We start from the raw sequence: 12,808 nt of genomic DNA, 5'->3' as shown, positions 1-12,808 counted from the left end.
GGCCCAGCGGCGCTCAGCCCAGGTGCTGGCCGATCTCGGTCAGTTCCTCGGCGGTGAAGTCGAGGTTGCCCAGCGCGGCGATGTTCGTCTCCAACTGCTCGACGCTGCTCGCCCCGATGATCAGGCTGGTCATCCGCGGATCGCGCAGCGCCCAGGCCAGCGCGAGCTGCGCCAGCGACTGCCCACGCCGCTCGGCGACCGCGCCGAGCCCCCGGATGGTCGCCATCTTGTCGTCGCTGAGGTCGCTCTCGTTGAGGAAGACGCTGGTGCGCACCCGCGAGTCGGCCGGGATGCCGCCCAGGTAGCGGTCGGTCAGCAGACCCTGGGCCAGCGGGCTGTACGCGATGCAGCCGGCACCGACCTCCTCCAGCGTGTCCAGCAGGCCGTCGGACTCGGTCCAGCGGTTGAGCATCGAGTACGACGGCTGGTTGATCAGCAGCGGCGTACCCAGCTCACGCAGGATCGCGGCGGCCCGGGCGGACTGCTCCGAGTTGTAGTTGGAGATGCCCACGTAGAGCGCCTTGCCGGAGCGGACGACGGCGTCCAACGCGCCCATCGTCTCCTCCAGCGGAGTGTCCGGGTCGAACCGGTGCGAGTAGAAGATGTCGACGTAGTCGAGGCCCATCCGGCCCAGCGACTGGTCGAGCGAGGAGATCAGGTTCTTGCGCGAGCCCCACTCGCCGTACGGGCCGGGCCACATCAGGTAGCCGGCCTTGCTGGAGATGACCAGCTCGTCCCGGTACGGCTTCAGGTCGGTGGCGAGCAGCCGGCCGAACGCCTCCTCGGCCGCACCGGGCGGCGGGCCGTAGTTGTTGGCCAGGTCGAAGTGGGTGACGCCCAGGTCGAAGGCGCGCCGGACGATGTCGCGCTGACGCTCGAAGGGGCGGTCCGGACCGAAGTTGTGCCACAGACCGAGGGAGATGGCGGGCAGCCGCAGGCCACTGCGGCCGCTGCGCCGGTAGGTCATGGAGTCGTAGCGGTCATCCGCGGCGAGGTAGGTCACGATCATGAGCCTAGCTCCGGCCGGTGAGAGGCGGGATCAGGCTTGCGAACCCGGACAACGGGGTAGCTTCGAGACCAGGCGTTACCTCGCGCTCGACCGGAGAGTGAGCACAGTGGACGACATCACCGCACTGATCCTGGACGACCACGCCGCCTTCCGGCGCGGCTTCGCCCGCCTCGACGACGCCCGTGACGAGCAGGAGTTGCTGGCCATCTGGGACGCCCTCGCCCTGCACCTGGACATCCACGCCGAGGCGGAGGAGGCGATCCTCTACCCGCACCTGGTGAAGCACGGCGACGACGGCGAGGAGGAGACCGCCGACGCGATCGGTGACCACAACAAGATCCGCGACGCCATCGCCGAGTCGAAGCTGCACCCGGTCGGCTCGGACCCCTGGTGGGCGGCGGTCGGCACGGCCCGCAAGGAGAACAGCGAGCACCTGGCCGAGGAGGAGGACGAGGCGCTGCCCGACTTCCGGCGGCATGCCGGCTTCGAGTTGCGCGCCGAGCTCGGCCAGCGCTGGCTGACCTTCTACGGCGAGCACAAGAACGGGCGCGACCTGCCCTTCCGGGACAAGGACCCGCAGGGGTACGTGGCCGACCACCGCTGAGATCTCCCCGGCACGGGGGAGTCGCGCAGGCCAGACCCGGCAGGAGAATGGCCGGGTGACCCTCCGAGCGGCGTTGGCTCCGCTGGTGGCCGGCAGCACCTGGCGGCGTGGCGTGTTCCTGCTGCTGGGCGGGGTGCTGGCGCTGCCGTACGGGCTGCTCGCGGCGACCTTCGCCAGCCTGCTCACCGACTCGCAGATCCCCCGCCCGCTGGTGTTCGTCCTGCTGGTGATCGCCCTGCTGATCGCCGGGGTGCCGCTGCTGCTGGGCGGCAGCCGCGCGCTGGAGATCGCCGCCGTGCGGGCGTTGCTCGGTGTCGACCTGCCCGAGCCCGCGCCGGGGCATCGCGGCGACCGGGAGACCCGGCTGCGCAGCGCCCTCTGGATCGCCACACACCTCATCGTCGGCGGGCTGGTGATGGTCGCGCTGGTCAGCGCCCTACCCATGGCGTTGGCCTTCATCGCCCAGCAGTTCGGCGTCGGGGCCGCGTTGTCCGACCGGGAACGGTTCGGGCCCCTGGACGGGCGGGACAGCGGCTGGCTCACCCTGACCGGGGTGGCGCTGCTGGTCGGCCTCGGCTACGCCGTCGCCGGGCTCGGCGCCCTCGCCGCGTCGATGGCGCCGGTGCTGCTCGGGCCGGCCCCGGCGGAGCGGATCGCCGCGCTGGAGGCCCGGGCCGCCCGGCTCGCCGAGCGCAACCGGCTGGCCCGGGAACTGCACGACTCGGTCGGCCACGCGCTGACCGTGGCCACCCTCCAGGCGGGCGCGGCCCGTCAAGTGCTCGACACCGATCCGGAGTTCGTCCGGCGGGCGCTCACCGCTATCGAGGACGTCGGGCGCACCGCGATGGACGAGCTGGACCACGTGCTCGGACTGCTCCGGGAAAACGGGAGCGACCCATCCGTGGCGGCGCCGCAGCGTACCCTCGCCGACCTGGACCGGCTGGTCACCGACGCGCGCGCGACCGGGCTGGCGGTGCACGCGCATCGCGCCGGCGACCCGGCCCGGGTGCCCGCGGCGGTCTCCCGGGAGGGCTACCGGATCGTCCAGGAGGGTCTGACCAACGCCGCCCGGTACGGCCACGGGCCGGTGACGCTGCGGCTGGACCTGCATCCCGATGCGCTGGAGTTGGAGCTGGTCAACGCGGTCGGGCGTCCCGCGCGCGCCGACCCGGGCCGGGGCGGTCGGGGCCTGGACGGCATGCGGGAGCGGGTGCTGCTGCTCGGCGGCCGGCTCAGCGTGGGGCCGGACGGCGACCGGTGGCTGATCCGGGCCCGCCTGCCGTACGAGGACAACCCATGACCACCGGGGTGCTGATCGTCGACGACGACGAACTGATCCGGGTCGGGCTGCGGGCCATCATCGACGCCGAAGGGGACCTGCGGGTGCTCGCCGAGGCCGCCGACGGCGCCGAGGTGCCCCCGCTGGTCGCCCGGCACCGACCCGACGTGGTGCTGATGGACGTGCGGATGCCCGGCATCGACGGCATCCAGGCCACCCGACACCTGCTGGCCACCTCCGCCAACCCGCCCCGGGTGCTGGTGGTCACGACCTTCGCCAACGACGAGTACGTCTACGAGGCGCTGCGCGCCGGCGCGGCCGGCTTCCTGCTCAAACGAGCCCGGCCGGCCGAGGTGGTGGAGGCGGTCCGGGTGGTCGCGGCCGGGGAGTCACTGCTCTTCCCGGCCGCGATCCGCCAACTGGTGGGGGCGTACGGGCCGACGGGCGGCGACCGGCTGCGCGCCGCCCGGCTGACCGAGCGGGAGGCCGAGGTGCTGCGGTTGATGACCACCGGCCGGTCCAATCCGGAGATCGCCGCGCACCTCGTGGTCGGGGTGGAGACGGTCAAGACGCACGTGGGCAACGTGCTGGCCAAGCTGGGCGTGCGCGACCGCACCCAGGCGGTGATCGCCGCCTACGAGTCCGGCTTCGTCACCCCGTCCGGCTGACGGTCCTCCGTCGATCCCTCCTGCGGGGGAGCGGGTTCACCGTCGCCCGGGAGGGGGCCGGCCGCTCGTCGGCCGAGGCTGGGAGCATGACGACGATCACTGCCATCCGACCCCGTCCCGACTCCCGCTGGCCCGACCGACTCGCCCCGATGGCCGCCGCCTGGCTCGCCCTCTGGGGCGTCCTCGCGCTGCTCAGCACGCTCAACGGCAACGGCTACCCGTTCGGCCCGAACGATCCGCACGGGGGTGACGTCAACCTGCTGCGCCTGGTGCCGGTGGAGGTGGCCACCCCACTCTTCGCCGGCGTGCTGCTGACCGCCGCGGTGGCGGCGCTGGCCATGAGCCGCCCGGCGGTGCGCCCACCCGGCCCGCTGCGGGCACTGCTCTCCGGCTACGGCTGGGCGGTGGCGTTCGTGCTCGCCGTGGTCGTTCCGGACGCCCGAGTGCTCGTCATCCTCGGCTACCTGCCGATGCTGATCATCGGGGCGCCGTTCGGCTGGCCGCCGGTCGACTACGCCGAGATCTTCACCTGGGCGCTGTTCGCCCGGTTCGCCGCGCTGGCCGGCGGGCTGCTGCTGGCCGGGGCGGTGCTCGCCTGGCAACGTCGTACCGCCGGGGCCTGCGTCGCCTGCGGTCGGAGCGACACCGGCCGGGGCTGGACCACCCCGGTCGCCGCCGCGCGCTGGGGTCGGTGGGCCGTCGGCATCGCCGCGGTCATCCCGCTGGCGTACGCGTCGACCCGGTTCGCCTGGACGGTCGGCATCCCGCTGGGCATCTCCCGGCAGTTCCTCGACGAGATGCAGGAGACCGGGCTGGTGTGGGCCGGGTTCGGGCTGGGCGCGTTCGCCACGGTCGGCGCGATCCTCACCCTCGGTCTGGTGCAGCGCTGGGGAGAGCGCTTCCCCCGCTGGATGGGCAGGCTGGCCGGCCGTCGGGTGCCCGTGAAGCTGGCCGTGGTGCCGGCCAGCCTGGTGGCCATCGCGGTGACCGCGGCCTCGCTGGGGCTGTTCAGTCAGCCCGACTTCTGGCAGGACTTCAGCGTGGCCAGCGCACCGGCACTGCTCTGGCCGCTGTGGGGCGTGGCGCTCGGCGCCGCCACCTACGCGTACCACCTGCGCCGCCGCGGGGCCTGCCAAAGCTGCGGTCGTGGCTGAAGGGGCGGAGGGGGGGGGTGCCCCTCGATGCCTGGGGCACCCCCGCACATGTGAGCTAGCGTGGGTCGGGTGACTGCGCCTTCCCCGGTAATTCCGGTTCCACCGGCCGACCTGCCCGCCACGCTCGGCGCGCTGCGGGCGGCCGGTCACCACTACCGCACCGTCAAGCAGGAACTCCGCGACAACCTCCTGGCCCGCATGCGGGCCGGCGAGACCCGCTTCCCCGGCATCGTCGGCTACGACGACAGCGTGCTGCCCGAGGTCGAGCGGGCGCTGCTCGCCGGGCACGACATGGTGCTGCTCGGCGAGCGCGGCCAGGGCAAGACCCGACTCATCCGCGCGCTGGGCGCGTTGCTCGACGAGTGGACCCCGGTCATCCCCGGCTCGGTGCTCAACGAGCACCCGCTGCACCCGCTCACCCCGGCCACCCGCGTCCAGGTCGCCGAGGCCGGCGACGACCAGCCGGTCGGCTGGCTGCACCGCTCGATGCGCTACGGCGAGAAGCTCGCCACCCCGGACACGAGCGTCGGCGACCTGATCGGTGACGTCGACCCGATCCGGATCGCCCAGGGCCGCACCCTCGGCGACCCGGAGACCATCCACTTCGGGCTGGTGCCCCGCACCAACCGGGGCATCTTCGCCGTCAACGAGCTGCCCGACCTGGCCGAGCGGATCCAGGTGGCGCTGCTCAACGTGCTGGAGGAGCGGGACATCCAGGTCCGCGGCTACCAGCTTCGCCTGCCGCTGGACCTGCTCCTGGTGGCCAGCGCCAACCCGGACGACTACACCAACCGGGGCCGGATCATCACCCCGCTCAAGGACCGGTTCGGCGCGGAGATCCGTACCCACTACCCGGTCGACCTGGCCCTGGAGCTGGCGCTGATCCGGCAGGAGGCCGACCTGGTCGCCGAGGTGCCGGAGCACGTGCTGGAGGTGCTCGCCCGGTTCGCCCGCGCGGTCCGCGAGTCGCCGTCGGTCGACCCCCGCTCCGGTGTCTCCGCCCGCTTCGCCATCGCCGCCGCCGAGACGGTGGCCGGTGCCGCGCTGCGTCGCGCCGGCCTGCTCGCCGCCGTCAGCACCCCGGACGGCCGCCCCGAGGCCGCGGTGGCCCGGGTCGGCGACGCGGTGTCGGTGACCAGCACGCTGCGCGGCAAGGTGGAGTTCGAGAGTGGCGAGGAGGGACGGGAGATCGAAGTCCTGGCCCACCTGCTGCGTACCGCTACCGCCGAGACGTTCCGGGCGCACCTGGCCGGGCTGGACCTGTCCGGCTTCACCAGCCTGGTCGAGGACGGCACCGCGATCGAGACCGGCGAGCTGGTCGGCGCCGCCGAACTGCTGCGCCAGGTGGGCACCGTGCCGGGGCTGGCCAAGGTGCTGGACCGGCTCGGCCTGGGCGACGCCCCCACCCCGGAGGAGGCTGCCGCCGCCGTCGAGTTCGTGCTGGAGGGGCTGCACCTGACCCGCCGGCTCGGCAAGGACGTCAACGACTCCGGGCGCACCGTCTACGGCGGCCGGGGCTGACCGTGGCCGGCAACCGGTTCCGGTACGGGCAGTGGCGCGGCGGACCCGACCCGCTCGCGCCCCCGTACGACGTGCGCGAGGCGGTGGACGCGGTCGGCGCCGAGGTGCTGGCCGGCGGCAGCCTGCGGGAGGCGCTGCGTGACCTGCTGCGTCGAGGCCCGCAGGGGCGCGGCGGCCTGGACGATCTGGCCGCGCGGGCTCGACGACTGCGTCGGGAGGCGCTGCGCCGCGGCGACCTGGACGGCGCGGTGACCCGGGCACAGGCCCTGCTCGACCAGGCACTCGCCGCCGAGCGCGACGAGTTGCGCGGTCGCGACGACGACGCGGCACGGTTCGCCGAGTCGATGCTCGACAACCTGCCCCGCTCCACCGCTCGGGCGGTGGAGGAGCTGGCCGAATACTCGTGGGCCAGCGCGGACGCCCGTCGGTCGTACCAGCAGATCCTCGACCAGCTCCGCGACGACGTGCTCGGTCAGCGCTTCGCCGGGCTGCGCGACGCGGTCCGCGCCTCCGCCGACCCGGCCGCCCAGCAGCGGCTCGCCGAGATGATGCGCGACCTGAACGACCTGCTGGCCCGGCACGGCCGTGCCGAGGACACCACCGACGCGTTCGCCGAGTTCATGCGCCGACACGGCGACTTCTTCCCGGAGCGGCCGGAGACCGTCGACGAGCTGATCGACGTGCTGGCTCGCCGCTCGGCGGCGGGCGAGCGGCTGATGAACTCGCTCTCCGAACGGCAGCGCGCCGAGCTGGCCGGGCTCATGCAGCAGTCGCTGGGCGACCGGCTGGCCGGGGAACTGTCCGCGCTCGACGCCAACCTGCGGGCGCTGCGCCCGGACCTGCGGTGGGGGCGCGGTGAGCGGGTCCGGGGCGACCAGCCGTTGGACTACGCCGACGCGGCCGGCGCGTTGGGCGAGATCGGCGAGCTCGACGACCTGCTGGACCAGCTCGACCAGGACCACCCGGGGGCCACCCTGGACGACGTCGACGTCGACGCGGTGGCCCGGACGCTGGGCCGGGACGCCGCTGACGATGTCCGCCGCCTGCAAGAGTTGGAGCGGGAGCTACGTCGGCAGGGCTGGGTGAGCCGGGACGCGGACGGGCTCACCCTGAGCCCGAAGGCGCTGCGCCGGCTCGGTGGGACCGCGCTGCGGAGGGTCTTCGCGGACCTGACCGCCGGGCCGCGCGGGCAGCACGACCTGCGCTCAGCGGGAGCCGCCGGCGAGGTCAGCGGTGGGTCAAGACCCTGGGAGTACGGCGACGAACAGCCGTTGGACGTCGTCCGTACGCTCACCCGGGCGGTACGCCGGGCCGGGCCGACCGTGCCGGTGCAACTCGCGGTCGACGACTTCGAGGTGGTGGAGACCGAACGACGGTCGTCCGCAGCGGTGGTGCTCTGCGTCGATCTCTCGTACTCGATGATCTCGCAGGGTCGTTGGGGCCCGATGAAACAGACCGCACTGGCGCTGGCGCACCTGATGGAGACCCGTTTCCCGCAGGACGCCCTCCAGATCGTCGGCTTCGGCCGGGAGGCGATGATGCTCACCCAGCGGGAGTTGGCCGCGGTGGAGCCGGAGATGGAACAGGGCACCAACCTTCAGCACGCGTTGCGGCTGGCCGGTCGGCACCTGCGCCGGCACCCGGACGCCGAGCCGGTGGTGCTGGTGGTCACCGACGGCGAGCCGACCGCCCACCTGGACCCGGACGACGGCGAGGCCCTGTTCCACTGGCCACCACTGCCGGAGACGATCGAGGCGACCGTCCGCGAGGTGGACCGGCTCAGCCGCTACGGCGCCACGCTCAACCTGTTCATGCTCGGCGACGACCCGGGCCTGCGCCGCTTCGTCGACGCGGTGGCCCGCCGCAGCCGGGGCCGGATGTTCACGCCGGACGCCGACGATCTGGGCGAGTACGTGGTCAGCGACTACCTCCGCTCCCGCCAGTCCCGCCACTAACCCCACCCCCGCCCCCAGCCCCGCCGATCATGGAGTTGTGGTGGTGGACAGAGGTTGCTCTTCCGGGTGAAACGGGCACCACAAGCCCATGATCGACGCGGGTGGCGGGGGTGGGGCGGGCTGGGGAGGGGTTGACTGGGGGCGTGGAGAGTGGGGGTTTGCGGCGGGCCTACGGGGCGGTTCTCGGCGAGATTGACGCGGGGCATTTTGCCGCGCCGACCGGCGAGGAGCAGCTCAGCGCTGAGCAGATCGTCGCGCACCTGGTCGCCAACGACGAGCTGATGATCCAGGCCACCGAGGCGTTGCTCGCCGGGTCCACGTTCGCCTATTACGACCTGGACGACATGCATCGGCCGCAGCTCGACGCGCTGGTCCTCGAGCAGGGCGGCCTGCGTGGGCTGACCGAGCTGCTGCACGGCACCAGCGAGAAGCTCTGCCGACTGGTCGACCGGCTCGGCCTGGCGGCACAGACCCCGGTCGAGACCCATCTGCGCGAGGGCTTCGACCTCGTTGTCGACGAGCCGCTGCCCTGGTCTCGCACCCTGGACCTGCACACCCGGGTCCACCTCCCCAAACACCAGGCGCAACTGCACGCCCTCCGCACCTGAGCCGTCCCGGTGCGGCGCGGCCGGTTCGACCCGGCAGCGCCTGGCGCGGGGCAGCGCGGCAGCACGTCGCGCGGGGAGCGCGCGCTTGATCAGCCCTCGACCAGCTCGGGGCGCGGGTGGAACGTTCGGCGGTACGTCGAGGGCGCTACGCCGATGCGCTGGTGGAGCTGCTGGCGCAGGGCGGCGGCGGTGCCGAAACCACAGCGGTGGGCGATCTGCTCGACGGTCAGGTCGGTGGTCTCCAGCAGCAGTCGGGCGTGATCGGTGCGCTGCTGGAGCAGCCACTGCGCCGGGCTCAGCCCGGTCTCGGAGCGGAAGCGGCGGGTGAAGGTTCGTACGCTCATCCGGGCCTGTTCGGCCAGGTCGCGCAGCGCGACGGGCTCGTGCAGCCGCTGCCGGGCCCACTCCCGGGCGCTCGCGGTGCTGGTGTCGCTGGGCTTCGGCACCGGCCGTTCGATGTACTGCGCCTGACCGCCGTCACGCCAGGGTGGCACCACGCAGCGGCGGGCCGCCCGGTTGGCGACCTCGCTGCCGTGGTCGAGGCGGATGACGTGCAGGCAGAGGTCGAGGCCGGCGGCCACCCCGGCCGAGCTGAGCATCCGGTCGTCGACGATGAAGAGCACGTCCGGGTCGAGGTCCACCCGAGGGTGCAGTTGGCGGAACCGGTCCGCGTACGCCCAGTGGGTGGTGGCCCGCCGGCCGTCGAGCAGCCCGGCTGCGGCGAGCACGAACGCACCGGTGCAGATCGACATCATTCGGGCACCCCGCTCGTACGCCGACCGCAGCGCCCCGGCCACCTCCGGATCGAGGTCGCCGGTGGCCAGCGCGCTGCCGCCGTGGATGCCCGGGATGATCACCGTGTCGGCGGTGTCGAGCAGCTCCAGCCCGTGATCCGGGAGCACCTGGAAGCCGGCGGCGCTGCGGACCGCCCGGCCACCCGGGGTGCACACCTTCACCTCGTAGAAGTCGGTGTCGTCGGCGTCCCGGGCGGTGCCGAAGACCTGGGACGGGGTGCCGAGGTCGAGGCCGACCACCTCGTCGAGGGCGAGTACGGCGATCCGGTGCGCACGTAGGGTCATGGCCCGATTATTGCGCATGATGGCTTTCCGGCCACTCGTCGTCGTCGCGGTGCCCCCGCAGACTGGTCAGCGTGACCAAGAACCGCCGCCTGCACCCCGCCTGGCTGGTCGCCGCCGTCGCCTTCGTGGCGCTGGTCGGCGCGGCCGGGTTCCGTGCCACGCCCTCGGTGCTGCTGCACCCACTGCACGAGGAGTTCGGGTGGCCGCTGGCCACGATCTCCGCCGCCGTTTCGATCAACCTGCTGCTGTACGGGCTCACCGCGCCGTTCGCCGCCGCGCTGATGGACCGGTTCGGCATCCGCCGGGTGGTCGCCGTCGCACTGCTGCTCGTCGCCGCGGGCAGCGGCCTGACGGTCTTCATGACCGCCAGTTGGCAACTCCTGCTCTGCTGGGGCGTGCTGGTCGGGCTGGGCACCGGCTCGATGGCGCTGGCCTTCGTGGCGACCGTCACCGGGCGCTGGTTCGTGCACCGCCGGGGCCTGGTCACCGGCGTGTTGACCGCGGGCGGGGCGGCCGGGCAACTGGTCTTCCTGCCGCTGCTCGCACTACTGGTACGCGACCACGGCTGGCGCACGGCGGCGCTCGTCGTGGCCGGAGCCGCGCTGTTGGTCGTACCCCTGGTGGTGTGGCTGTTGCGCGAGCACCCGGCGGATCTCGGCCTGCCCGCCTACGGCGCGACCGAGGTCACAGCGCCGACGCCGCCGACCGGCGGCGCGGCGACCCGGGCCATCGGCGCGCTGGCCGCGGCGGCCCGGACCCGGCCGTTCTGGCTGTTGGCCGCCGGGTTCGCGATCTGCGGCGCCACCACCAACGGGCTCGTGGGTACGCACTTCGTGCCGGCGGCGCACGACCACGGCATGGCCGAGACCACTGCGGCCGGGCTGCTCGCCCTCGTCGGGCTCTTCGACATCGTCGGCACGATCGCGTCCGGCTGGCTCACCGACCGGGTGGACAGTCGGCTGTTGCTGGCCTTCTACTACGCGCTGCGCGGGCTGTCGCTGCTGGTGCTGCCGTCACTCTTCGCGGGCACCGCCAAGCCGAGCATGCTGGTGTTCATCATCTTCTACGGCCTGGACTGGGTGGCGACCGTGCCGCCGACGGTGGCGCTGTGCCGGGAGTATTTCGGCACGGCCGGTGCGGTCGTCTTCGGTTGGGTCTTCGCGGCCCACCAGTTCGGCGCCGCGTTCGCCGCGACCGCCGCCGGGCTGGTCCGGGATCAGCTCGGCAACTACGCGCTGGCCTGGTACGCGGCCGGGGCGCTGTCGATCGGTGCGGCGGGGCTGTCGTTGCTGCTGCGCCGCCGGCCGGGCCAGCCGGTGCCGGAGACCGTCCTCGTCGCGGCGACCGCACCCCGCGCCTGGAGCTTCCGGGGCTGAGGCGGGAGGCGCGTCAGCCGAGGGTCCACTGCTGGGCGGGGCGGCCGTCGCAGGGCCGCTGCCGGATCTCGTCCCCGACCTCGACGCCGTCGTCGTCGGCCTGCCCGCACATGCCGCTGTGCACCGCGATGAGCAGCACCGGGCCGGCGCCGGTGGCGGTCAGCCGCCACTGCTGGTTGGCCTGGCCGTGGCACGGAAACTGCATCAGCGGGGCGCTGTCGTCCGTGCTGCCACCCTCGACGTCGAGGCATTGCCCGTAGGCGGCGTTGGTCAGCGTCACGGCGGCCGCGCCGGGAGGGCTGGCGACCCACTGCTGCTCCGGGCCGCCGGTGCAGGCGGCCAGCTTGGCCGCCGCCTTCTCACCGGTGCCGTCGAGCCCGAGGCAGAGCCCGGAGGCGGCCCGCAGCGCCCCGGCGGCCGGGACCGCCGCAGTGGTGGCCGCCGGGCTCGGTGACGGCTCGGTCGGGCTCGGCTCGACCGACGGGCTGGTGGACGCGGCCGCGACCGTCGGCTCGGCCGCGCCGACGGTCGCGGGCACCACCGGCTCGTCGCCGCCGCCGAGCAGACCGGTCGCGAAGACCACCCCCAGGAGTACGCCGACCAGCCCGATTCCCAGCGCTATCCGCAGCATCGGGTCGCCGAGCAGGCCGGGGCGCGACGCCGGGCGCCCGCCGTAGACGGTGCCGGCGCGGTCGGGGCGTTCCTCGGGCGCGGACATACCGCCATCCTCACGTACCGCGGCGGCCCGGGGCCAGCGAGGGCGGATGAATCAGTCGACGACGCGCACGTCCTTCCAGAAAGCCACCCGATCGCGCACCATCTCGGCGTCCGGCTTGGGCTCCGGGTAATACCAGACCGCGTCCTCGCTGGTGCTGCCCTCGTGCGCGAGCGTGAAGTAGGAGGCGGTGCCCTTCCACGGGCAGACGGTGTGCGTCGCGGAGTCGCGGATCACGTCGTCGCGCAGGGCGGAGCGGGGGAAGTAGTGATTGCCCTCCACCAGCACGGTGTCGTCACTCTCGGCGATGACCAGGTCGTTCCAGACAGCTTTCGGCATACGACCAACACTAGGTCGCCCCGCCGGCGATCAGCGGGTCGGCTGGGGATCGGTGACGTCGGCGACGGTGGCCTCGAGGGCGGCGATCGCGGCATCGGCGTCGACCGCGATGGCGAGGCCCGGTTCACCGGCACCCAGGGAGATCTCCCGACCGCGTACCCGCTCGTCGGCGATCACCGGCCAGGCGGTGGTCGCGCCGAACGGGGTGATGGTGCCGCGTTCGTAGCCGGTGGCGGCCCGGGCGCCCGCCGCGTCCGGCATGGAGAGTCGGTGCACCCCGAGCAGGGCGCGCAGCTTCGGCCAGGAGATGACCCGGTCGCCGGGGGTGAGCACGAAGAGATGGTCGTCCACGCCCCGACGCACCACGAGCGTCTTGACCACGTCCGGTACGGCCACACCGCGGGCCGCTGCGGCCTCTCCCAGGCTGTCGACCGGGCCGTGCCGGACCAGTCGGTAGGGCAGACCGACGGCGTCCAGGGCGACGATCGCGGGCGACGGCAT

Annotated in this window: 13 protein-coding genes; 8 read left to right on the top strand and 5 right to left on the bottom strand. The window is 73.4% G+C overall.

All coding sequences use genetic code 11. The features are described 5' to 3' along the window. Positions 1-13: 13 nt before the first annotated feature. Positions 14-1,009 (bottom strand): L-glyceraldehyde 3-phosphate reductase, encoded by a 996-nt coding sequence (mgrA, locus tag V6V47_RS09115; RefSeq protein ID WP_334627643.1) that lies wholly within the window; start codon positions 1,007-1,009, stop codon positions 14-16. Between the two features lie 106 nt (positions 1,010-1,115). On the opposite strand from mgrA, the gene V6V47_RS09110 reads away from it, so the two are divergent. The 7 genes from V6V47_RS09110 to V6V47_RS09080 all read left to right on the top strand — a co-directional run bounded on the left by V6V47_RS09110 (position 1,116) and on the right by V6V47_RS09080 (position 8,798). Continuing rightward, positions 1,116-1,613 (top strand): hemerythrin domain-containing protein, encoded by a 498-nt coding sequence (locus tag V6V47_RS09110; protein ID WP_334627642.1) that lies wholly within the window; start codon positions 1,116-1,118, stop codon positions 1,611-1,613. 55 nt (positions 1,614-1,668) lie between these two features. Next, on the top strand, positions 1,669-2,913 hold the full coding sequence (locus tag V6V47_RS09105) for a histidine kinase (protein ID WP_334627641.1): 1,245 nt from the start codon (positions 1,669-1,671) through the stop codon (positions 2,911-2,913). Next, on the top strand, positions 2,910-3,560 hold the full coding sequence (locus tag V6V47_RS09100) for a response regulator transcription factor (RefSeq protein ID WP_334627640.1): 651 nt from the start codon (positions 2,910-2,912) through the stop codon (positions 3,558-3,560). Before V6V47_RS09105 ends, V6V47_RS09100 begins: the two co-directional genes overlap by 4 nt. Positions 3,561-3,646: 86 nt before the next feature. Next, positions 3,647-4,714 carry a hypothetical protein gene (locus V6V47_RS09095; protein ID WP_334627639.1) on the top strand — a complete coding sequence of 356 codons (1,068 nt, stop codon included), beginning with the start codon at positions 3,647-3,649 and terminating at the stop codon, positions 4,712-4,714. A 60-nt stretch (positions 4,715-4,774) separates the two neighbouring features. Further along, positions 4,775-6,235, top strand: a complete 1,461-nt coding sequence (locus V6V47_RS09090) for a sigma 54-interacting transcriptional regulator (RefSeq protein ID WP_334627638.1) — start codon at positions 4,775-4,777, stop codon at positions 6,233-6,235. A 2-nt stretch (positions 6,236-6,237) separates the two neighbouring features. Beyond that, positions 6,238-8,190, top strand: coding sequence for a VWA domain-containing protein (locus V6V47_RS09085; RefSeq protein ID WP_334627637.1), 1,953 nt, complete (start codon positions 6,238-6,240; stop codon positions 8,188-8,190). 143 nt (positions 8,191-8,333) lie between these two features. Further along, positions 8,334-8,798 carry a hypothetical protein gene (locus tag V6V47_RS09080; protein ID WP_334627636.1) on the top strand — a complete coding sequence of 155 codons (465 nt, stop codon included), beginning with the start codon at positions 8,334-8,336 and terminating at the stop codon, positions 8,796-8,798. Positions 8,799-8,887: 89 nt separating this feature from the next. On the opposite strand, the gene V6V47_RS09075 is transcribed toward V6V47_RS09080, so the two are convergent. Continuing rightward, complete coding sequence (locus V6V47_RS09075; RefSeq protein ID WP_334627635.1) at positions 8,888-9,895, bottom strand: GlxA family transcriptional regulator; 1,008 nt, start codon at positions 9,893-9,895, stop codon at positions 8,888-8,890. A 53-nt stretch (positions 9,896-9,948) separates the two neighbouring features. On the opposite strand from V6V47_RS09075, the gene V6V47_RS09070 reads away from it, so the two are divergent. Continuing rightward, on the top strand, positions 9,949-11,253 hold the full coding sequence (locus V6V47_RS09070) for an MFS transporter (RefSeq protein WP_334627634.1): 1,305 nt from the start codon (positions 9,949-9,951) through the stop codon (positions 11,251-11,253). 13 nt (positions 11,254-11,266) lie between these two features. Here V6V47_RS09070 and V6V47_RS09065 read toward each other — a convergent pair whose 3' ends face one another. From V6V47_RS09065 to V6V47_RS09055, 3 genes are read right to left on the bottom strand one after another with little or no spacing between them, the layout of a single operon-like run. Further along, positions 11,267-11,971 (bottom strand): RICIN domain-containing protein, encoded by a 705-nt coding sequence (locus V6V47_RS09065; RefSeq protein WP_334627633.1) that lies wholly within the window; start codon positions 11,969-11,971, stop codon positions 11,267-11,269. A gap of 51 nt (positions 11,972-12,022) precedes the next feature. Next, positions 12,023-12,307 carry a DUF427 domain-containing protein gene (locus tag V6V47_RS09060; protein ID WP_334627632.1) on the bottom strand — a complete coding sequence of 95 codons (285 nt, stop codon included), beginning with the start codon at positions 12,305-12,307 and terminating at the stop codon, positions 12,023-12,025. A gap of 30 nt (positions 12,308-12,337) precedes the next feature. Beyond that, positions 12,338-12,808, bottom strand: coding sequence for an aminoacyl-tRNA deacylase (locus V6V47_RS09055; protein WP_334627631.1), 471 nt, complete (start codon positions 12,806-12,808; stop codon positions 12,338-12,340).

Origin of the sequence: Micromonospora sp. CPCC 205539 (genome assembly GCF_036906815.1) — a bacterium.
Classification (GTDB): domain Bacteria; phylum Actinomycetota; class Actinomycetes; order Mycobacteriales; family Micromonosporaceae; genus Micromonospora.
Note: the sequence above shows the minus strand (reverse complement) of the source record. Positions and strands in the feature narration are given on the sequence as shown.